At 56.9% G+C, this 20,903-nt stretch carries 14 protein-coding genes; 10 read left to right on the forward strand and 4 right to left on the reverse strand.

Annotated elements, in window-relative coordinates; genetic code table 11:
• Positions 1-5: 5 nt before the first annotated feature.
• Entirely contained in the window at positions 6-767 is a 762-nt protein-coding gene (locus EGJ68_RS04230; protein WP_123033268.1) for a PEP-utilizing enzyme, read from the reverse strand.
• Positions 768-1,150: 383 nt separating this feature from the next.
• Between EGJ68_RS04230 and surE the strand changes: the two genes are divergently transcribed.
• From surE to EGJ68_RS04265, 7 genes are all read left to right on the forward strand, one after another.
• Complete coding sequence (gene surE, locus EGJ68_RS04235; RefSeq protein ID WP_123033269.1) at positions 1,151-1,960, forward strand: 5'/3'-nucleotidase SurE; 810 nt, start codon at positions 1,151-1,153, stop codon at positions 1,958-1,960.
• 62 nt (positions 1,961-2,022) lie between these two features.
• Positions 2,023-4,452, forward strand: a complete 2,430-nt coding sequence (locus EGJ68_RS04240) for an efflux RND transporter permease subunit (RefSeq protein ID WP_123033270.1) — start codon at positions 2,023-2,025, stop codon at positions 4,450-4,452.
• Positions 4,453-4,547: 95 nt separating this feature from the next.
• Positions 4,548-5,492, forward strand: a complete 945-nt coding sequence (locus EGJ68_RS04245; protein ID WP_158283487.1) for a WD40/YVTN/BNR-like repeat-containing protein — start codon at positions 4,548-4,550, stop codon at positions 5,490-5,492.
• A gap of 94 nt (positions 5,493-5,586) precedes the next feature.
• Positions 5,587-6,966, forward strand: a complete 1,380-nt coding sequence (locus EGJ68_RS04250) for a DUF1329 domain-containing protein (protein WP_123033272.1) — start codon at positions 5,587-5,589, stop codon at positions 6,964-6,966.
• 428 nt (positions 6,967-7,394) lie between these two features.
• Positions 7,395-8,786, forward strand: a complete 1,392-nt coding sequence (locus tag EGJ68_RS04255) for a DUF1329 domain-containing protein (protein WP_123033273.1) — start codon at positions 7,395-7,397, stop codon at positions 8,784-8,786.
• Positions 8,787-8,879: 93 nt separating this feature from the next.
• The gene (locus EGJ68_RS04260) at positions 8,880-10,751 is read left to right on the forward strand and encodes a DUF1302 family protein (protein ID WP_158283488.1); all 1,872 of its coding nucleotides are present in this window, start codon (positions 8,880-8,882) and stop codon (positions 10,749-10,751) included.
• Between the two features lie 133 nt (positions 10,752-10,884).
• The gene (locus EGJ68_RS04265) at positions 10,885-11,715 is read left to right on the forward strand and encodes an alpha/beta fold hydrolase (RefSeq protein ID WP_123033275.1); all 831 of its coding nucleotides are present in this window, start codon (positions 10,885-10,887) and stop codon (positions 11,713-11,715) included.
• A gap of 41 nt (positions 11,716-11,756) precedes the next feature.
• On the opposite strand, the gene EGJ68_RS04270 is transcribed toward EGJ68_RS04265, so the two are convergent.
• Together EGJ68_RS04270 and EGJ68_RS04280 are read right to left on the reverse strand one after the other, a co-directional pair.
• The gene (locus tag EGJ68_RS04270; RefSeq protein WP_123033276.1) at positions 11,757-13,058 is read right to left on the reverse strand and encodes an acyl-CoA dehydrogenase family protein; all 1,302 of its coding nucleotides are present in this window, start codon (positions 13,056-13,058) and stop codon (positions 11,757-11,759) included.
• 1,056 nt (positions 13,059-14,114) lie between these two features.
• Positions 14,115-14,852, reverse strand: a complete 738-nt coding sequence (locus tag EGJ68_RS04280) for a hypothetical protein (protein ID WP_123033277.1) — start codon at positions 14,850-14,852, stop codon at positions 14,115-14,117.
• Between the two features lie 153 nt (positions 14,853-15,005).
• On the opposite strand from EGJ68_RS04280, the gene EGJ68_RS04285 reads away from it, so the two are divergent.
• The 3 genes from EGJ68_RS04285 (at position 15,006) to EGJ68_RS04295 (ending at position 20,303) form a co-directional block, all read left to right on the forward strand.
• Positions 15,006-16,883, forward strand: coding sequence for a winged helix-turn-helix domain-containing protein (locus tag EGJ68_RS04285; protein ID WP_123033278.1), 1,878 nt, complete (start codon positions 15,006-15,008; stop codon positions 16,881-16,883).
• Positions 16,884-17,014: 131 nt separating this feature from the next.
• Entirely contained in the window at positions 17,015-18,967 is a 1,953-nt protein-coding gene (locus EGJ68_RS04290; protein ID WP_158283489.1) for a putative bifunctional diguanylate cyclase/phosphodiesterase, read from the forward strand.
• Positions 18,968-19,283: 316 nt separating this feature from the next.
• Positions 19,284-20,303 carry a hypothetical protein gene (locus EGJ68_RS04295; RefSeq protein ID WP_123033280.1) on the forward strand — a complete coding sequence of 340 codons (1,020 nt, stop codon included), beginning with the start codon at positions 19,284-19,286 and terminating at the stop codon, positions 20,301-20,303.
• A gap of 167 nt (positions 20,304-20,470) precedes the next feature.
• Here EGJ68_RS04295 and EGJ68_RS04305 read toward each other — a convergent pair whose 3' ends face one another.
• Positions 20,471-20,887 carry a YidB family protein gene (locus tag EGJ68_RS04305; protein ID WP_123033281.1) on the reverse strand — a complete coding sequence of 139 codons (417 nt, stop codon included), beginning with the start codon at positions 20,885-20,887 and terminating at the stop codon, positions 20,471-20,473.
• Between the last annotated feature and the right edge of the window lie 16 nt (positions 20,888-20,903).

The raw sequence follows: 20,903 nt of genomic DNA on the forward strand, positions 1-20,903 counted from the left end.
TGGCGTCATTCTTCACGTTTGGCTATGCGCCAGACGTTGCCAGTTACCTCACGCTTTGTCTGGCCCTGGTAATCCTCGGCTGTTTTGGCGCGGGCAGTGGATTCGATGGTCACCGTATCGCCTTCCATGATGCCATTGACCTTGGCGTTCATCAGGCAAGGGATGCCGTACTCCCTAGTCAGTATGCCCAGGTGCGAGCGAACGGTTCCACCGGCGCATATGACGCCTTTGAACTGCTCCAGAATTGGCGCTGTCAGGGTGCCGCCGGAATCGTCGATGACGGCAATCGTATTCTCAGGTACTCCCTCTGTGAGCCATTTCAGGACGCGGTCCGTGGAGCGGATATACCGGGCAATACCGGTGGTATTTTCCTTATACCGTACGACGTTGTCGCCGACGCCTCGGAGTTCGCGGCCTTCAGCATCCGGGTTGGCGAGTGGCGCATCGGGGTGTACGAAGCAAAAGGTGGCAAGGTCGGCGTCGCTAGTCCCGTCAGCTGGCTTGTAGGCGTCTGGGCGCTCCTTCTGAGAGATGCCTGCAGACCAGTCGTAACGATGACCGGCATCTACTAAAGTCCTGTCCACTGTCTCGAAATCTTTCTTGGTGATCAGTGTGGTGGCGTCGCCAAGCACGAAATCTTTCCATTCGGCGCCGGATTCTTCGAGGCGCTGACGGACGATCTCGTGCAGACTGCCATGAAAGGCAGCGACCACAGCAGAGGGGGATTCATCGCCGTATTTGTCGGTATCCAAGAATAGCTTGGTCATGGTCTTCTCCTTATTTGGATTATTGTTCCGATAAAGCTGTGCGACATTGTTCCTCAGTCGAGCTTTCAAGGGATATCTTGCAGTCTACATAGCGCCACCTAGTTATACAACATTGTAGTACAATAGCAATCATAGTAATTTCATTCCAGAGCTTGTTCAACTACCAAATCGGTCGATTCAGTTCATGGCACCACGGGTGCTAAAGCATGTTTCCACATTATGCGCCGTAAGTTGCGCAAAACATCTTGCGGGGCTTTCTCGGCAACGAATCTTGTTGTACAGTGCTGCTGTTGTACAATAATATTGTCCGACAATAAAGAATAAATTCAAGCGGGGGAAAGCGGTGCGTGTTCCGCGAATCCGCTAGGCTGCGAGGCAGTACCATGAGAGATCTTTCTGATCACCGCATTCTTTTGGTCAACGATGACGGCATTGATGCGCCGGGAATGAAGGTTCTGGAAGAAGTGGTGAGGCAGATTTCGGATGATGTCTGGGTGGTCGCACCAGATGGAAATCGTTCTGGTGCCTCGCATTCCTTGTCAATTGATTCTCCCATGCGCGTGTGCAAGCTGGATGACAGGCGCTTCGCCGTGAGTGGCACGCCGACGGAGTGCACCATGCTAGGTATTCACGAGCTCATTTCAGGCCGACGCCCCTCAGTCTGTATATCCGGTATCAACCGCGGGCCAAACCTTGCTGAGGATACGGCGTATTCCGGAACGATTGCCGCTGCACGTGAAGCCACCCAACTTGGGGTCCCCGCCATCGCCATCAGCCAGGTGTTTGCGCCGGGGGAAAAGAACTTTACGGTGGGTGAGGACCGAAAAATACACTGGGAAACGTCGCAGCGTTGGTGCCTGCCGCTGCTGCAGCAGTTACTACGACTGGAGCTGGACCCGGGGGTGTTCCTCAATGTTAATTTCCCCGGAGTTCCATCTGCGGAAGTAAAGGGCGTCAAGGTTACAATCCAGGGGCAGCGGCCGCCCGGCTGTTACATCCCCGAAAAGCGCTTGGATGGTGAGGGGAGTCCTTATTACCAGATCGTGCTGTCCTACGAGGATGGCGAGTCGCATCCAGACTCCGATTTGCGCGCAATTGCTGACAATTTCGTCTCGGTCACCCCTTTGAAGCTCGATCTAAGTTCTTTGGAGTACCGCGAGAAGTTGATAGCCATGCTTCCTGAGTCACTCTAGCTGCGTCTATCACTAATCAAATCAGCAAGTACCAGCACCACCATATAACAGAGGAATAGTCGATGGGTACAGTGCGTCACGCGATAGCCGTCTGGGCATTCAAAAACCAGGTGCTGGCCATCACGGCTATAATACTGATCACCGCGGTCTCGGCGGCAGGGTTGCCGCACGTTCAGATCAAGACCATATTCTCCGACATGTTACCGACCGGTCACCCGTATGCGGAGACCTTTCGGGACCATCCGAACTTCGGCAATCCATTGACGCTGTCAGTCATGATAAAGCGTACGGACGGCGATATTTATAACACCGATACGCTGCAGAAAGTTTGGGACATGACCCAGGACATAGACCTCGCCCCCGCGGTTGATCACGATCAGGTGTTGTCGATTACAACATCCAAGGCCCGGTACGCCGAAGCTACCCCCTATGGCATCAACATGCGTCCATTGATGGATAGCACCGTGCCGCAGACAGAGTCCGAGCTTAATGAGTTTCGTACTCGAGTCCAGCGTTCGCCTAACGCGCGCGGATTTCTTGTTTCCGAAGACGGTTCGGCAACACTGGTCCAGGCAACATTTATCGAGCACAGGCTGGACTTCGGAGAGACCTTTGCCTACGTCCAGGATCTCGTCGAGTCTGCGCGCGACGAAAGTCACGAGGTGCATCTCGCAGGCGAGCCCGCACTGATTGGGTGGGTGTATGAATACCAGGAACAGATGCTGTGGATTTTCGGTGTCACGCTGATCGCATTATTTACCGCTCTGTTGCTTTATATGCGCAATATTGCAGGTGTGGTGACGCCAGCCATTACGGGTGTCGTTTCTGCCATTTGGGGGTTTGGCTTCGCGGGCTGGATGGATCTTGCGGTCGATCCACTTCTGCTGCTCGTCCCCCTATTGCTCGTGGCCCGCGCATTCAGCCATACCGTGCAGTACATCGAGCGCTTCTACGAAATACTGGATGTCGTTGGCGACAAGCATAAGGCGGGCGAGCTGTCCCTGCGCGTCATGCTGGGGCCGGGTGTGCTCGGAATTGTTACCGATGCACTGGCTATCCTATTGATCGTCCTTGCACCGATTCCCGCCATGCAGCGCTTTGCGATCTTTGCCGGATACTGGGCACTTATCTTGCTGCCCACCTCTGTGCTACTTGCCCCTCTGATCCTGACTCGTCTACCGACGCCGCGCAATCTGCACGTCATCGTCGCGCGGGACAATAGCGCGGGAGGTATTCATCAGTGGATGGCGCGGGTGCTGTACCAAGTGGCAATGTTGACGACGGGGACCCGAGCGCGCTACACCGGCCTTGTTCTGGTGCTCTGTGGCGTTGTATCGATCTACTTCGGCGCTGCCATCAAGGTCGGCAACCCGGTAGAAGGCAGCGCACTACTGTGGGAGGACTCAGAGTTCAATGTTGCTGTGCGTAGCATCAATGACAACTTTCCGGGCGTTAATACGCTGGAGCTGGTGCTTGAGTCCAAAGAGACGGAAACGCTGGAGAAGACTGCGCGCAAGGCGGACGCTATTCACACGATGCATGCCCTGCAGGACATCATGGAGCGCTCTGACAGTCCGCCCCGCGCGACCCTGTCGTTTGCGGACTACCTGGCGGAAGGTGCCCGGCTGTACAACGGTGGTGATCCCCGGTGGATGCCCATGGATCCCAATGACCGTGCCACGCAAGCAGCAGCGTCCGCTGCGATGATGGGCAGTGGTCCCAAGGCTTTTAGTCACGTTATCGACATGAGGCAGCAGAACGCTACCGTTTCACTGTGGTATCGCGACAATCGGCAGGAAACAGTGGACAAAGCCCTTTCCGACGCGCGTGCAGCCGTCGAGCAGCTCGGCATGGAGCATCCCGATTTTACGGTTCGACTCGGTAGCGGCACCATCGCTCTGCAACAGGCAGTTAACGACACCGTCAAGGAGCATTACTGGGTGATCGTGGTGGTCCTCAGTATTCTCATGTTTGTGCTCTCGGCGATTGCCTTTAAGTCATGGCTCGCAGGTATCATCCTGATATCGCAGGTGAATATGGCCAACTTCGTTATCATCGCCATGCTCTATGCGATGGATATGGGGCTCGACATCAACTCACTACTGGTCGCTGCTATGGGTATTGGCGTCGGTATTGACTATGGCATCTACCTGCTGGCCCGTGTCTGTGACGAATACGAAAATCAGGGAGGTGATTTTGAAGCTATCATCAAAGAAGCGGTCACGACCACCGGGCGCGCTATCGCATTCACTGCGACAATCATGCTGATCGGCATCATGCCATGGTATTTCCTGTCAGACCTCAAGTTTCTTGCGGACATGGGCCTCCTGCTGGGTGCAGTAATGGTTATCAACATGATCATGGCACTATTCGTGTTACCCGTGATGGTGTGGTTCCTCAAACCGCGGTTTGTGCAGCGCGATGACCTGCTTATCAGCGAACACCTTAATCTGTCCGAATTGTGGCCAGTGCAGGCCGGGGGGAGAGTGTGATGCCCGTTTATCATCAGACTGTGTCAGCTCGGGTGGCCACTATGTATAACGTCACAGTAAAAGCTCTTGTCGGTCAGTCCTTGGCTGCGCTCGCTATGACGGTACTTGCTCTCACGGGCATTGCCGGTTCAGCGCAGGCGGGTATCGGCGATCCGCCAGTTTCCGTGGAACTCGTCCGGAGCGGCGTCGCGCACCGGCCCCTGTTTGGAGTTTCCTTCGCTCATGACGGTGCCCGCGGTGCCGCAGTGGGGGACCGTGGAACCGTCCTGCTTACCGGCGACGGCGGGAAGAGTTGGATTGCACAGGAAGTCGATACAGACTTGGCGTTACTGGATGTCACGCTGGCAGGGAATCGTATCATTGCCGTTGGGCAGATGGGTCTGGTGATGGTTCGGGATGAAAGCGGTGCCTGGACAGAGCGTCGGGTAGGTGTCGAGGAACGTTTACTCTCGATTGACGCCCACGAAGATGGGCTGGCAGTCGCGGTCGGTGGGTTCGGCGAGGTGTGGATATCCACCGATGGTGGCGCAAGCTGGGCCGCACCCGATGTTGCGTTCTCGAGTTTTGTGGAGGAGGGCTACGACCCCCATCTCTATGCGGTCGAGATCACGGCGGCCGGACGTATCATTGTCGCTGGTGAGTTTGGGCTTGTAGTAGTCAGCGATGACCGCGGTTCAAGCTGGCGGTTGGTACGTCAGGGGGATGAGTCGATTTCTGCCGTACATGTGCGAACAGACGGGAATGGTTATGCCGTCGGGCAGAACGGTATCGTGTTGAAGACGAAAGATTCGGGCGATCATTGGGAGCGGGTCGATCCCGGGCTTGGCGGTAACCTACTCGGTGTGAGCTCGTCGCCGGACGGACTGGTTATTGTCCCCGGCATGCGCAACATGCTGGTGAGCACTGACGACGGAGCCACCTTTTCCGCTGTGCCGGACTCGGACGTGAACTCCAACTGGTATCAGCAGGCCGCTACCGGTAGTGGTGGAGTGTTCGTCGTAGGCCATACAGGCAGAGTACTGCGACTTTTCCTGCACTAATACGATAGCGCTGAGCCACCCAGGAATGCGGGCAGGGTGATCAACGTGAGCGACCGATCATGAGTGCATAGGCCCGCAGCGAGGAGGCAAGATCATGCATTTCATCAGACGTTTCGACGGCCTGCATAGCAGGCGCCACTTCCTGGCTACGCTGTCACGCGGCGCAATCGCCGCGGGCGTCCTCGCGCCGCTGTGGCCGGCCATCGCGCGCGCCGGTGATACTCACGGCGTGTATCCCGACGAGCTGCTCAGCCTCGACATGTACACTCGGGGCAAAGTAGCGGCCGGAGGTACTATCTCCGCAGATAATGTGGAGCATGTGCGCGACCTCCTTGACGATATCAAGTACGAGCAAATCGCCACCATGGGCAGGCGCCTCCAGGTGGCTCCCACCACGACGGATATAATGCAGCTGTCGCCCAGGGATTATATCGAGGCAACCGTGCGCAATCAGGGCAGGGCCCGATTCAATGACCGTGGCAACGTGGTCAACGATGATGGCAAACCCTGGATCGGCGGCAATCCCTTTCCTGAGGCGCGCAGTGGGCTGGAGCTGTTTGCTGCGCTTACGTTGAGTTGGGGCCGCCACGATGCTTCCCTGTATGCAATCAAGGAGTATGATTTGTCGCGTGAGGGCGACGTGCAGTATGAGTATGAGACGGTTTGGGCTGAACTGGCTGCCGTTGCACGTGTGACCCTGGACGAGCGTCCGTATTGGTCGGGACATGAGGACAAGTTACGTTACCAGTGCGTAGTGTTTACCTCACCCGAGGACGTTACTGGGACCTCGTACCTCAATATCTGGCCCTATGACCAACATGAATTTCCCGAGTTGCTTGGTTACTTACCGGATTTCAAGCGGATCCGAGTTTTTCCTACCAATCAACGGTTCGAGCCATTGGTGCCGGGAAGTACATTGTATCTGTCGGATGCCTGGGCTGCGGGCGATCCGCTGCATACCTGGGGGAACTACCGCATTATTGATCGCGGGCCGTTTCTGGCCGCTGTATCCAATGGCTGGAATCCCCAGCACCCGAACTGGGAGCATGCTACGCATGGTGGACCCAAGGGGACGACGTTTTGGGATACAACGGTTGAACTGATTCCCGAGGCAATCGTTGTCGAGGCTGAACCCTTGAGCTTCAAGCGCGCCCCGGTGAGCAAGAAACGCGTCTGGTTTGACGCCAGGACTGGGCTTCCGTTGGCGATGAATACCTATGACCACAAGGGGGAAGTTTATCGAAGTTTCGATGGGGCTTTCAGCGTCTATCAGTCTGGAGACCAGAGTTTCATGGACGGTACCAGTCCCTACTGGTCATGGTCCCATGTGCACGCTTTCGACATTCAGACGGGGCGCATGTCAAGACTCGAGCAGGTCAAGGAGATATCGGGCGGTCATCGGACGGCTGTGAACGATGAAAGTATTTACCAGAGATACTTGACGCGGAATGCACTCCGGCGCTTGGGGTACTGACACTGTAAGCTATTTCATTGGCGTTTTTTAGGAAGCCCTGGTCGAGGTGTTCCCTTGATCTCCGGATCTTCATTTTTCCGAATCGGAGGACATATAAATAGTTGACACTCACTAATTGTGATATTAGATTGTAGTACAAAAGAGTAATTCAATAATGGTGAAATATAATGTTAAGCAGCAGACTCTTTAGTTTAGGTGTCGCACTTTGCGCAGTCCCAAAAGGTCTGGGCGTTGCGAACTAGAAAGCCGGGTCACTTATCAGTCCTTATGGAGGCGCGTATGTCAGGAGTCACCCAGGATTTGGGGGAGTCACCATTGCGCGGTTGTGTGAGTTCGGTTTTCCTGAGTCCCACCTCTACCTCATTTTTCGGTCGTGTCTTATCGGGTACTTTTCATCGTCACGCCATTGCATTGGCTAGGAGAGCGCTATGTATATAAAAAAATATGATTTTAATTACTCCCGTCGCAAGTTTCTTGAGAAGAGTCTTTTGGGCGCCGCGTCCGCAGGAGTGTTGACATCGCTGTGGCCGATGATTGCTCGCTCCGATTCGGCAGTAACTGACATCAGCAAGGCGTACCCGGATGAATTGCTATCGATTGAGATGCATACAAAAGGGATGATTAAGCCTGGCGATGTTATTACTGCTGACAATGTGGAGCACGTAGCACACCTGCTCGATCCTATTGCACTTGAACAAGTGAAGACGATGGGTCGCCGAATTCGAATTGCGGAGAGCACTCGAGACCTCACAAAGCTGTACCCGCATGACTATCTTGAGGCGACATTACGTAACGCCGGCAAGGCAAGATTTGATTCGGCAGGTAATGTGCGCGCGCCGGATGGCGCCCCCTGGTTGGGTGGGTGTCCGTTTCCCGATCCGCAGAACGCTGAGGAGGCGGCCGCGGACATGGTGTTGGCGTGGGGGCGGAACGACTGGCAGATGAGCGCCACTCGTGATCATGATATTGATCGCAACGGTGACATAGCCTATCAATACGACTTCGTGTGGACAGAGCTGCAGGTGACATCGCGTACCGATGGTCAGATTTTCCAGGGTCGAGATGATCTGTTGCGCTACAACGCTACCTGGTTCACTCGCCCCGATGACGTTAATGGCACTTCGTACCTGAACACCTGGTATTACGACCAGAGCAAGTTCCCAGACCTGCTGGGCTATCTGCCGGCCTTCCGGCGTGTTCGCCAGTTCCCGACCAACCAGCGATTCGAGCCTCTTGTGCCGGGGATGGTGCTGTTCCTCTCTGATGCCTGGGCTGCAGGTGATCCTATGCTCACCTGGGGTAATTATCGGATTGTAGAACGCAAGCCAATGCTGGGTGCGCAGAACCCTGGGAACTTTATGGGGGGGCGCGACAATTGGGAGAAGCCAGTTCACGGTGGCCCCAAAGGGCAGACTTTCCACGAGACTGTTATGGAATTATGCCCCGAATGTATTGTTCTTGAGTCAGAGCCTGTGGGCTATCCGCGTGCCCCAGTGGGTAAGCGTACGGTCTGGATTGATGTTCGTAACCAGCTCATGATTGCATCGGTGACGACTGACCGCAAGGGTGAAGTCTGGAAGTCATTTGAACCGCAGTATGCGCAGTACAGCAATGAGCACGAAACCTTTACCAAGGCAGGGAAGCCCGCGTGGTCTTGGACAGGCGTGATGATCTATGACCGCCTCGACGGTCGGATGACGCGTTATTACGTCGGTAAGGAGATACAGGGCGGTTTCAAAACTGCTTTCGAAACCAATGACGTTAACGACGTTTATAACCGCTATATGACTTCGCAAGCCCTGCAGCGATTAGGCGGCTGATTTAGGGAGTGCGGCGAACCCCTAGGAACGCCGTCGGATGATCCAAAAGGCGTCGCAATAGCGCGGCGCTGCGTTTTTCCAGGAGATAATAAAATGGTGGCTTTTTCGAAGACGCGATTAATGAAATTAGGGCTTCCCGTCGGCTTGTTGGTATCAGGCACGGCTCAGGCTGGGGGTGCATTTTTCGACCCCGACGTGTTTGGAGCGAGCTATGGCGGTTTCGTTAGATTCGAGTCGGCCGTTCGCACCACGTCCGATGAAAACCCATACAACCAGGCTGGTAATCCATTTAACAATATAGATGTACAACGTAATCCAATTGGCGGAACGCCCGACACAGTGCGCCGACTCGTGCCCAGTGAAAGTAACGATTTCAATATGAATATCATGAGGGGCAAATTCGACGTGGATTTACGTCTCGGCAGCAAACTGTCATTTCGGGGCGAGCTACGCGCAATCTTCGACTTCGACACCTACAATAACCACGATATTGGATCGATTCCAGGAGCAGCCCCGGCAGGTGATTTGCACCAGAATGTGAACTACTTTGACTACAGGGTCAACGGTTCTGGCGGGCTGCAATCGCGCAAGGCGCCCATGGCTATGGAGTGGACGGGCGAGAAATATATGATTGATTTGCCTCGTTTCTACTTCGATTACCAAGACGGCGCCTTGTTGGTGCGTGCTGGCAACCAGCAAATCGCATGGGGTCAGTCGCTGTTCTTCCGGGTTATGGACGTTCCCAACGGTCTCGATCTGCGGCGTCACAGCGTGCTGGATTTCGTTCCTGAAGAATTTTCAGACAAACGCGTCCCATCTCCGGCGATTCGAGCTCAGTACATGGTGGGTGGATGGGAGCTGGACGGGTTTGTTCAGCATTTTCGACCGACTATATACGGAAATCCAGACACGCCTTACAACACAATTGCATCGCAGTTTACCATTCACGACATGTACGGTGATTATGACGACAAGGCAAATTTCGGCGTTCGCGTACGCGGTGATGTAGGCGCCTTCACGGTGCAGGCAATGGCAACCAATCGCTACAATCCAGATGGTACATTTCGCTGGACTGAGTCTGGTGTAAGCAAGTCACTAACGGGCTTACCCGGAGATGCCACCGCTGACCTGATGGCGACTACAGCCTTTGAGCGAGATTCTACTGGTGTGCTGTCTGCCAGGGAGTGGTTTCATTACGCTGGACTTGCTCGGCTAGATGGCATCGATGGGCTCAATGCCGCGATCGCAGAGTTCCCTGGCGCACAGGCTCTTGGCGCCTATTTGGTTGACAACGAATTTGACGCCGGACAGGAACTGGATCTGTTCTTTTCCTCTGCTGGAGGTCTGCGTGGGCATCTGGCGAGAGAATATCACCGCGAGAGCGTATTCGGCCTTGGATTTGGCTATACCTTTAACGGCGAACCCGGTTCTTTTCTCGACCAGTTGATAGCCAACGTTGAGATCCAGTACGCGAACGACCGCACATTTACCAATCCGTCGCTAAGTCGCGAGCACATTGTCGAGGATGAAGTCATTACGTCGCTCGTGCTTGAGAAGTACCACCGTTTCTCCAGAGAGTTTCCTGCGACCTATTTTGTGTTCCAGTGGATGCACCGTACCGAGAGTGACATCTTTGGTCGCCACCTGAGCGGCATGGGTGGGACTGAGGATCGTGCGGCACAGAACGCGCGAACACCTGGTAGTGCCAATTACGTAGCCGTAGCTCTTCAGCAGCCATCGCCAACGCTGAAGTGGCGTTTTGACTTCTCCATGCTGTACGACATGGAAGGGGCTATGTTGTTGCAGCCAGCGGTGCGCTGGCGTCCGGGTGGGCCCTGGGGTGTGGAGGCATTTTTCAACCACATCATTGAGGACGGATTCACCAGTCGCAGCGAAAATTACAATGCTCTTAGCACTGCGGGCTGGGCAGATGAGTTTACTCTGCGTGTAAGTTATTCGTTCTAGTCTGTTGATGCGTTGTGTGCGCCCGTTTCCTCCTCGGAATCGGGCTTTTTTTACTCGAATACTGGCCGAAACACAGTCTGCGATATTTTGGGATCTTTTTGCAGTCAGGAGCGGTCGTAATTGAGGGGCAGTAATGGCGGTATATAAACTGATCCTGGGTAACTACAGTTTCCAGGTGACTGACGAGGGTTCGGGTCCCCCAATACTGATGCTGCATGGGTTTCCCGATTCGGCGCGCCTCTGGCGATATCAGATACCCGCGCTGGTAGGGGCGGGCTATCGGGTGATTGCGCCTGACCAGCGCGGCTTCGGTGGTTCGGACAAGCCGCAGGAAATCGAGGCCTATGGGATAGCTGAGGTCCTGGGAGATGTGGTTGCTCTTCTCGATTATCTTGAATTGGAGCGGGTAGGCCTGGTCAGTCACGACTGGGGTGCGGCGGTTGGGTGGAGCCTGGCAGCTATTTACCCCGAACGGGTGGAGAAGCATGCTGCTCTTTCGGTAGGGCACATGACGGCCCTGTGGAATGCGGGTATCGCGCAACGACGACTGGCCTGGTATATGCTGGTGTTCATGCGGCAAGGGCTGGCCGAGGATATCATTACACGTCAGAACTGGCAGTTCTTTAGCGACCTGTGGGGCCATCATCCTGAGTTGGAGCATTGGATTCGTGATCTGTCGCGGCCGGGCGCCCTCACCGCGGCACTTAATTGGTACCGCGCCAATATGGATCTTGACTCCTGGACTGAAGAAGGCTGGCAAATGCCGCGTATCAGCGTACCGACAATGGGTATCTGGAGTAGCGGTGATATGTATCTGACGGAAAGTCAGATGCTGGGTTCGGGGGAATTCATGGATGCACCGTGGCGCTACGAGAGACTGGAGGGCGCTACACACTGGCTCATGCTGGACAGACCCGATAGCGTCAACGCCTTGCTGCTGGATTTCCTCGGCGCTGACAGCTAGGCGCGTACATCGGCGGCAGTAGGTCGTACTGCCGCACTGGATTAGTTGTCCGGCGGAAACAGTCCAGCGCGTGCCTTCTCGTCGGCTTCAGCAAGAGTGAGAAAATTGCCGCTATTACCGTAGCGTGCAGGATCCGTTTCACCGACCCGACGTATTTCCAGCCGGCCAACCTGATTGCGATGGACCTCGTCGGGGCCATCCGCCAGGCGAAGCAGGCGCGCCGTTGCATAAGCGGAGGTGAGGTGGTGGTCACTGCTTGTGCCACCGCCGCCGAAGGCCTGGATGGCCCAGTCGATAACCTGGCAGGCCATGTTGGGTGCCGCCACCTTTATCATGGCGATCTCCCGACGTGCCTCCTTGTTGCCTACCTTGTCCATTTTCCAGGCCGCATGCAAGGTCAGCAGGCGCGACTGCTCGATCATTATCCTCGCCTCCGCGATACGCTCCAGCGATACTGACTGTTGTGAAACAGGGCTGCCAAAGGCCTCGCGGGCCTCTAACCGACGACACATGCGCTCAAGAATGCGCTCCGCCAGGCCGATCAGGCGCATGCAGTGGTGGATGCGGCCCGGGCCTAGGCGACCCTGGGCAATCTCGAAACCGCGGCCTTCACCAAGTAGCATGTTACTTGCGGGAACCCGAACGTTCTCGAACACGACTTCGGCCGCACGATCTGGAACGCCATAAAACCCGAACACTGGCAGCGAACGTACAACGCGGACGCCCGGCGTGTCCCTCGGCACGAGAATCATAGACTGCTGCTTGTATCGATTCTCGTTATCTGGGGATGACTTGCCCATGAATATGATAATTTTGCAGCGCGGATCGGTTGCATTCGTTGTGTACCACTTACGGCCGTTGATCAGGTACTCGTCACCGTCCCTTACTATCGAGCTTTCAATATTGGTGGCGTCACTCGATGCTACTTCCGGCTCAGTCATGGCGAACGCGCTGCGGATTTCGCCGCGCAGAAGCGGCTCTGCCCACTGTTTGATCTGCGCTTCTGTACCAAAGCGGATTATGGTTTCCATATTGCCGGTGTCTGGCGCAGAGCAGTTGAACACTTCCGGGGCAAGGTGAGAGCGTCCCATCAGTGCGCAGAGTGGTGCGTATTCCAGGTTGCTGAGCCCTGCTCCATGCTCACTCTCGGGAAGAAACAGATTCCACAGGCCCTGGCTGATTGCGATCTTCTTGAGTTCCTCCACGACAGGATAGACTTTCCAGGGACCGAGTGTCTCGGCCTCGCGATAGAACCGTTCTTCGTTGGGATAAATGTGGTCCGCAAGAAATTCCTCGATGCGGGCGGAGTATTCCCTCACTTTGTCACTGTATTCAAATTCCACGGTATGGATTCCTGCGTTAGGGAGGGTTTTGTGGGTACTGCCACCTTCTCAATTACAATATGGTTTGCGTCGCGAAGGACTGCCGATCCTATCGTAGATATGGATCCTTACTTATATTTAGGTTCTCAATGTATGCTAGACAGCCCCGCACTTCGGGTCAATAACCTACAAGGTTGTATTACAATAATGAGTGAACAATTCACCATTCGATCACTGGCCAAGATGCAGACAATATTCGAGCGCGAGCCGAACTCGCAGCATCCCGCCCTAACGCTCTGGGTGCCGTTACCTAATTTTCATTACCCCCCGTCCCGGGAAGATTCTCTCCATAATGATAACGCAGGGGCATTTTGTTCTGGCGGTAACACCCCATTGCCTTTACCTGAGGCGCTCACTTGTGGCGTCCGACGACAAGCTTCTGTTTCTTGGTCGAACCTGAGCAGGTAAGTTGAATTTCCTTCCTATATTCCTGGGCAGGTTGGGGTAAGACATCCCGGATCTACCTAATGAAGGCAATCCGCAGTTCGGGCCACCGGGGAGGAACAACGTCTGATGGCGGTAGGCGGGTAGTGCTCAACCAATCGGTCGCCACTGCCGGACTTTTGCCGGGATCAGTCCTGCTTCGTTGTGCATTTCGGTGCGATTTGCAACGGGCGTCACCGATAAAAGGTACATTAAATCAACACGTTAGAAATTGGCTGGGCATCTTTTAACCAATTGGTCGCTGGTTCGAATCCAGCACGGCCCACCATATTCCTGAATAAAATCAGTAAGTTAGAAGCCTCCAGAACGGAGGCTTTTTTGTTGCTGTCTAGTAGTATCGAAAACACCCGATATTTCGAGTCAGATCGTTTCGTTTGCCGTCCGATCATGCCTCACGGTCGTGAGCTCACTTACTCTCAACATATCGAGTTGAGCCGGCGCTATCCAGGCTCAGCTGGAGCGCCGACTTTGACAAGGTCCTGGCACACGTCGAGGCAAAGGTTCTGTAACGGGAGGCCGCCACGCTCCCGCCGCCCCGTGCGAAAGCCGCTGTTGAATCCCCGGTGGCGGTCACTACTCCTGGATAAAGAAACGCAGACGCGTGGGCTCTGACAGGTTACCGCGCCCACCATTTGCGCAGGTGTCCACCGCCGTGCTCGCGGACCGCACGTCCTGATCGTCTGTGTAGCAGACCTTGTACATGCCGTTCGCGGCGTCGAAGCTCTCGAAGACGGCGTAGCCCGTCAGGTCGTTCCTGTCCGTGTCCGCGAGTTGCGTGTAGTTGATGACCGTGTCGTTGAGTTCGAAGGTGTACTTTCCGGCAGCTATGATCGGCCCGGCGCGCTTGCTGTAGGTGCCGTTCTCAGAAAATTGATAGGTCACCGAGAGGCCAGACTCGCGCACCAGGAACGCCGTCGACTGGATGAGCGCCGGGTCAAATGCATCCGTGGGAATCTGCACGAACTGGGGTACGAGGAAGAATACTTCCTCCTGTCGCTCGATGAAGCCCATCAGGATGTCATTGCCCTCGAAGCCCGACGTGAAGAGCCGGCAGGACCCGTCGGAGCCGCCACACAGGCCGCGCTGGCGCTTCAGCCAGCTGTCGAAGCGGTAGCCGGTCGCCGGTTCGCCGCGGAAGGTTTCATCAAAAAACAGGTCCACGACATCGATTTCGCAGACGGCGCCAGTCTCGCAGGTGTAGCTACCGGACGTGGTGGTGACACGGCCACCTTCCGGCACCTCGATGCGGATCTTGCAGCCACCCAGCAGAAGGGTGGACAAGGTGATGACTATCAGAATCGACTGCTTCATTATGGGGTACTCCCTCGGATTCGCTGTCAGGACGGAATTCGCAATTCGCACCCGCAGGGTAGGACTTGAGACAAGTGGAGTGACGAAAACTGGACGAAAGTTCACGAAATCAGCGCGAAATTCGCGGAAAACTGTATTACGGGCGGTATGTGAATGACTTCTGCAGTGGCCTCAGGGGCGCTCAGGCAATTTGAGCATTTTGCGATCGACGCAAGTCGGGGCGTGGTCCTGCGGGACGGCGAGACGATCACGCTGCGGCCGCAGTCGTTTCGCGTTCTGCAGTACCTGGTGGCCAACCCCGGCCGCCTGATTAGCAAGGAAGAGCTCTTCGACAGGATCTGGGGTGAGGCGGTGGTCACCGACGACAGCCTGGCGCAGTGTCTTGTGGACATCCGCCGGGCCCTTGGCGATGAGGGCCGGCACGCGGTCAGGACGCTGCCCCGTCGAGGGTACCTGTTCAATGCCCGGGCCGTGGATACGCCGGCCGCCACACAGCCGCCCGCGTCCGCAGCCTTGTCCGGCACGATCCGTGGAGCCTGGCTCGCGGCGGCGATAGTGGGATTGGGTGCATTGCTGCTGGCGTGGTGGCTGTTCCTGAGGCCCGAGTCCGATTCAGTAGATAGACCCGCGGCATCTTCCCCGGTCGTTGCGGTGCTGCCCTTCGCCGACTTCACGGCGGCGGGTGACAGGGACTATCTGGCCCTCGGCCTGCCGGAAGAAATCATCAACAGCCTGACCCGGGTGCATGGCCTGCGGGTTATCTCCCGCACCTCGTCATTCCTGCCGCAGCTGGGTCAGCAGCTGACCGCAACGGAGATCGGTGCGCAGCTGGGCGCCACGCACCTCCTCGAGGGCAGTATTCGCGAACACGACGGGCTCCTGCGGATCACGATACAGCTGATCGAAACGAACAGTGGCCACCATGTCTGGTCCGAGACACTCGACCGCAGGTACGGCGATATCCTGCGCGTACAGAGCCAGGTCGCCAGCGCTGTTGCGGGCCTGTTCCAGCTGACGGTGATGGAGCCGGCCGGGTCTGACACGGTGATAGCCCCGGACGATTACACACTGTACCTGCGCGCCCTGCACGTGCTGCGAAGCGGTGAGTTCGCCGAACTGGGCAGCGCGATCACGTCACTGGAGGGCGTCGCGCGCAGGAGTCCACGTTTTATCCCGGTGCGGGATCTTCTGACCCGGAGCTACCTGCTGCAGGTCTATCGGGGCGAATTGTCCGGGACCGACGTGGCGCAACGGGTTCGCACGCTGGCCGAGGAGATGCTCGCCGTACCCTCCGGCAGTGCTGGCGCCCACGGGGCCCTGGCCGCACTGGCCCTCAAGGTAGAGAACGACCTGCCGGCAGCGGCGGAGCACGTGACCGAGGCCCTGGCGCAGGAGCCGTGGAATCCCCGGTTCCTGGGACTTGCCGGCGAACTTGCCTACGCACTGGAACGCTTTCCCGCGGCGGTGGCCCTGTATCAGGGAGCGCTCGATCTCGATCCCTTCTGCACCGCCTGCTACATGCACCAGGCACAGGCCTACATCGCCGCCGGTCAGCCGCGCCAGGCCGAGGCCGCCGTCCGGCAGGTTATGGAACGGTCTCGCGGCGGCCACCTGACCCTCGGTCTGACCAGGATCATGCAGGGCGATTTCGCGGCGGCACAGGAGATTATCGATCAGACGGTGCCGGCAAAGGCGAGAAAGTTCCAGGAATTCTACCAGGCATTGCTGTGTCACGCGCAAGGCGACATCGCGTGCTTCCGTTCACGGCTCGAGCGTTTCGAGGCCGAGAACGGTGAATCCGAGGCCATGCGTATCGCGCAGCTGCACGCCGTCGGTGGCGACGTGGATGCGGCCTTCCGATGGCTGGCGCGCCTGCGCGAGCGCAAACAGACGCTGCTGCTGAAGAACCTGCCGGACCCCCTGTTTGACAACCTGCGCGAAGACCCGCGCTGGCAGCACATGCTGGCGGAGCTCGGTCGCGCGCCGCAGCAGCTGCGGCAGATAGCGTTTGATGCCGCTCCACAAGGGTAGAAATTCTGCGTAAAGATGCGATGCACAAGCAGCGAGACGTGCAGAGAGCGGTTGACTCGGTTTGAATTGCCCCGTTAACCTCACCGGGGTTTTCTACTCTTAGTGAGGACACTATGGCGGGAGCGCCCAGCATGGTGGGAGCGTCCCGCGCGTCCGACACAGCACTCGAAACCGAAACCGTCCGCGAGGGGCTGGTCAAGCTGTTGTACGAGTCGCTGAGGCTGTCCTTGTCGATGAGCGTTCTCAATGGCTTCATTCTGGCAGCAATCATGCTCCCTGTTCTTGGCTTGGCGAGAGTCGGACCGTGGTATCTTGTTCTGCTGCTGATATCTGCCCTGCGATGGCAAGACATGTTGGCTTATCAGCGCGCCCCTTCTCAGCACGGCGCACGAGTCTGGGAGCGCAGAGCATTTCTGGGGGCTGTGGTCGCGGGTACCGTTTGGGGTGCCGCGGGCTGGTTGTTGTTTGCGCCGCACGACCCCGTTGACCAGGTTATTCTCGCGTTTGTGTTAGCGGGTATGGCAGCGGGTGCGCTGTCGGTTTTGTCCTCCCTTCGTTATGCAGTCAACGCATTCCTGGTTATCTCGCTGTCCCCACTGATCCTTCGCTTCTTGCTCGAGGGGGGGCGTGTGGGCTGGCTCATGGGAGGCATGGCGCTGCTGTTCATGATTGCGCTGTATGTCACCGCCCGGCGTTTGAATACAACAATTACCGACTCTTTGCGTACACGTTATGACTGCCAGCAGGCCGAGAACTCGGCGTCGTATCAAGCGCGCTTTGATGATCTGACACAGCTGCCAAACCGGCGTTACCTGCGCGAACAGACCCAGCGAAATCTGGCGCGCTCGCAACGTCACGGCATTGGGGGGGCTCTGCTATTTCTGGATCTGGATAATTTCAAGACCGTTAATGACTCCCTGGGGCATCCAGTTGGCGACCACGTGCTGCGGCAGGTTGCGGATCGGCTGCGCACCCGGTTGCGTACAGAGGATATCGCGGCGCGTCTTGGTGGTGATGAATTCGTGGTGCTGCTGTCGGATTTGAGTGTTGATGGACAAACCGCTGAAGCTGCGGCGATGCGCTTCGCCGAAGACCTCCAGCATGTGCTTACCGACCATCCCTACGAAACACAAGAGCATGTTCTGCACATGTCTGCGAGCATGGGGATCACTGTGTTCCCGGGTAACGGAACAGATATCGACGACCTGATGCGACAGGCTGACACCGCGATGTATGACGCCAAGGCAAGTGGTCGCAACGCTATCAGTTTTTACCACGGTGCGCTGCACGAGGCTGCTAGCCTGCGCCTGCAGCTAGACCGGGAGCTACGTGTTGCATTGCGGGGCGGTCAATTGTGCTTGCACTATCAGCCCATGGTGGATCAGAACGGACAAATCAGTGGTTTGGAGGCATTGCTGCGCTGGAATCACCCTGAACGCGGCATGATCCCCCCGGCGGAATTTATCCCTATCGCGGAGGAAACCGGGATTATTCTCGAGCTGGGTGAGTGGGTGCTACGCACAGCCTGTCATGATCTCGTACAGTTGCTGCGGCGGTTCGGTGACGCAACCCCGTCCATTTCTGTCAACCTCAGCGCGCGCCAATTCCGTTTGCCCAGCCTGGTTGATACGGTTTTAGCGATTGCAGCTGACGCAGGTGCACCACTGTCTAAATTGTGTCTGGAGGTTACCGAAGGTAGCCTGATGGATAATATGGAGCGTGCCATCAGCACCATGGAGTCTCTGCGGGCGCGTGGTGTGAAGTTCTCCGTTGACGATTTTGGCACAGGTTATTCATCGTTGGCGTATCTGAAAAAACTGCCAGTCGATAACATTAAAATTGACCAGTCGTTCGTGCGTGATGTGCTGCTGGATCACAACGATGCGGGCATTGTAGGGGCGATACTCGCAATGGCTCAGCACCTGGGATTGGCGACTGTTGCGGAGGGCGTAGAGTCAGTCGAGGTGCGCGACTTTCTGATGGCGCGCCATTGTACGTATTTCCAGGGCTATTATTTCTCGCGCCCTCTGACCTTCGAGCATTTGCTGAACTTCATAGACCAGGCTTCACGGCAGCGCGCGTGATTTTGATCTTGTGCTGAGTGACACGGCCGCATGGGTTTCAAAGACCTCAATCTGGAGCCCCTCCGAGAGCCGTAAGCGGGGTGAATAATCCGACACTGGTCGCACCTGTAGCTGCTGGCGTAATGATCGGCTCTCTGCGACCATGTGCGCATTGCCGTTCTTGGTGCACCACAGTGGCGGATTTGGACTATTCTTGTTATGAGTCTTCCTGTCGCTGGCGGCGTTGCTGTGGCTGTCCTGCGCGCTGCGGCGGTAGGTCGTCTGATCCTGCGGCGAGCTCGCGCCAGCCGTGATCGACAGCGAGGGAGGTAGCGTCATGCGTTTTTACAGGTACAGCGGTGGTCTGCTCCTGCTGTTGGCGTTGAGCGCCTGCAAGATATCAATCACCGTGCCCGAGGGCGGCTCGGTGGTCACGGAGTCAGGCAGTCTGAACTGCCGGGCCGGCAGTACCTGCCTCGTGGACGTGGTCGACCTGTTCTTTGACGAGACCTTCGTGGCCCGGCCCGCCGAGGGCTATCGCTTTGCGCAGTGGCGCAAACAGCACCGCGGACTCTGCGGTGGCAACAGTTCGCCCTGCAGGTTGTTCACATCCGGTTTCGCGGGCAATGACGCCCTGCTCGCATTTCTCGATAACGACGAGGTGTTCTTCCTCGACCCGGTATTCGAGTCAACCACGCCGGGCGATTACGGCAACGAGCCACTCAGTGCCTGTTTCAACCCCGCACTCTTCAGGCAGGGCACGCGCTTTGTGTCTGAATACCGCAGGCCGGGGTTCGGCGGCGGCTACTTTGTGGCCGAATTCGACCAGGTGATTGACGGCAGCGGCCTGTTTCGCGGAAACGCTGCCACGCGCATGCGGCTGGAGCAGCGCGATGATGGCGAACTACTGGCCACCAACCTGACCTGGTTTTCCATCAATACAAGCGCACAGCAGTTGCGGTACTACGGCAGTGAGGCAGAAACCACAATGCCGCCCACCACGTCGGCCACGGTAGTCCTCGCACCATTCAAGCTCAACCGCTGGGACCTGGCGGCCGGACAGAGTTTCGAGCAAAGCTACTCCTCCACGGTGGAGGACAGCCGCGGTGCCTCCTCCAGCCAGAGCCTGGAGCTGAAGACCACGTATTTGGGCACCGAGACAATCACTGTGCCAGCTGGTACCTATACCGCTTGCCGGGTGCTCGAGGAATCGGTGGAAACGTCGGGCCTGGGAGTGCCCGTGCGCTCAGCGGAAACGCAGTGGTATGCACTGGGCAACGGTATACTGTTACGTGCCGAATCGGAGGATTCTTTTCAGGAGTTTCTGGGCGGAACGATCAACGGTGTCGCACAGTAGCAGGGGCCGGGTAAGTCCGGCAGTTGGGGAAGCAGTATGCCTGCAATGCAGGCCCCCGCCTGGTTGATGTCCGGCTGTTCCAGTGGCTTTGGTCGGGAAATCGCCCGCACTGCGCTGGAGGGGGGAGCAAGGGTAGCGGTGACTGCACACGCAAAGGATTCGCGGCGCTAGCGTAAAAAGGACTTTGCGGCCCCCATCAGCCCACCCAGGCCACCGACCGACTCCAGCAGGTTGCCGCCGCTGCTTGCCTTGTCCATCAGCTGTGGCAGCACGTCGGCAAGACCACCGGCCGCTGTCTCGGTGTTGGTGCCTAGCGTGTTTGCAAAATCGGCTACGTCGCCGCGCCCCAGCACGTCGAGAATACTGTCAGCGCTGATGGAGGCATTGCTACCATCGCCAAGCCAGGAATTGAGCACGGTGCCCAGCTCGCCGCTGCTCGCCATGCGGCCGGCCAGCCCGGCGAAATCGATCGTGCCCGAACCGTCACCGAGCAAGCTCGACAAGGCATTTTTTACCGTTTCCGTGTCAACGTTCAAGCCCAGCTTTTGGGAGAGCAGCTGCGCACCGAGGTTCAATAGATCCATGGGATTGTTCCCTGTA

Source organism: Haliea alexandrii (assembly GCF_003719295.1).
Classification (GTDB): domain Bacteria; phylum Pseudomonadota; class Gammaproteobacteria; order Pseudomonadales; family Halieaceae; genus Haliea; species Haliea alexandrii.

What these genes read in the sequence shown, in the direction of transcription:
- surE (WP_123033269.1), top strand. Translation starts at nt 1,151, where the DNA reads ATGAGAGATCTTTCTGATCACCGCATTCTTTTGGTCAACGATGACGGC.
- EGJ68_RS04230 (WP_123033268.1), bottom strand. Translation starts at nt 767, where the DNA reads ATGACCAAGCTATTCTTGGATACCGACAAATACGGCGATGAATCCCCC.
- EGJ68_RS04240 (WP_123033270.1), top strand. Translation starts at nt 2,023, where the DNA reads ATGGGTACAGTGCGTCACGCGATAGCCGTCTGGGCATTCAAAAACCAG.
- EGJ68_RS04245 (WP_158283487.1), top strand. Translation starts at nt 4,548, where the DNA reads ATGACGGTACTTGCTCTCACGGGCATTGCCGGTTCAGCGCAGGCGGGT.
- EGJ68_RS04295 (WP_123033280.1), top strand. Translation starts at nt 19,284, where the DNA reads ATGCGTTTTTACAGGTACAGCGGTGGTCTGCTCCTGCTGTTGGCGTTG.
- EGJ68_RS04305 (WP_123033281.1), bottom strand. Translation starts at nt 20,887, where the DNA reads ATGGATCTATTGAACCTCGGTGCGCAGCTGCTCTCCCAAAAGCTGGGC.
- EGJ68_RS04265 (WP_123033275.1), top strand. Translation starts at nt 10,885, where the DNA reads ATGGCGGTATATAAACTGATCCTGGGTAACTACAGTTTCCAGGTGACT.
- EGJ68_RS04280 (WP_123033277.1), bottom strand. Translation starts at nt 14,852, where the DNA reads ATGAAGCAGTCGATTCTGATAGTCATCACCTTGTCCACCCTTCTGCTG.
- EGJ68_RS04285 (WP_123033278.1), top strand. Translation starts at nt 15,006, where the DNA reads ATGACTTCTGCAGTGGCCTCAGGGGCGCTCAGGCAATTTGAGCATTTT.
- EGJ68_RS04290 (WP_158283489.1), top strand. Translation starts at nt 17,015, where the DNA reads ATGGTGGGAGCGTCCCGCGCGTCCGACACAGCACTCGAAACCGAAACC.
- EGJ68_RS04255 (WP_123033273.1), top strand. Translation starts at nt 7,395, where the DNA reads ATGTATATAAAAAAATATGATTTTAATTACTCCCGTCGCAAGTTTCTT.
- EGJ68_RS04260 (WP_158283488.1), top strand. Translation starts at nt 8,880, where the DNA reads ATGGTGGCTTTTTCGAAGACGCGATTAATGAAATTAGGGCTTCCCGTC.
- EGJ68_RS04250 (WP_123033272.1), top strand. Translation starts at nt 5,587, where the DNA reads ATGCATTTCATCAGACGTTTCGACGGCCTGCATAGCAGGCGCCACTTC.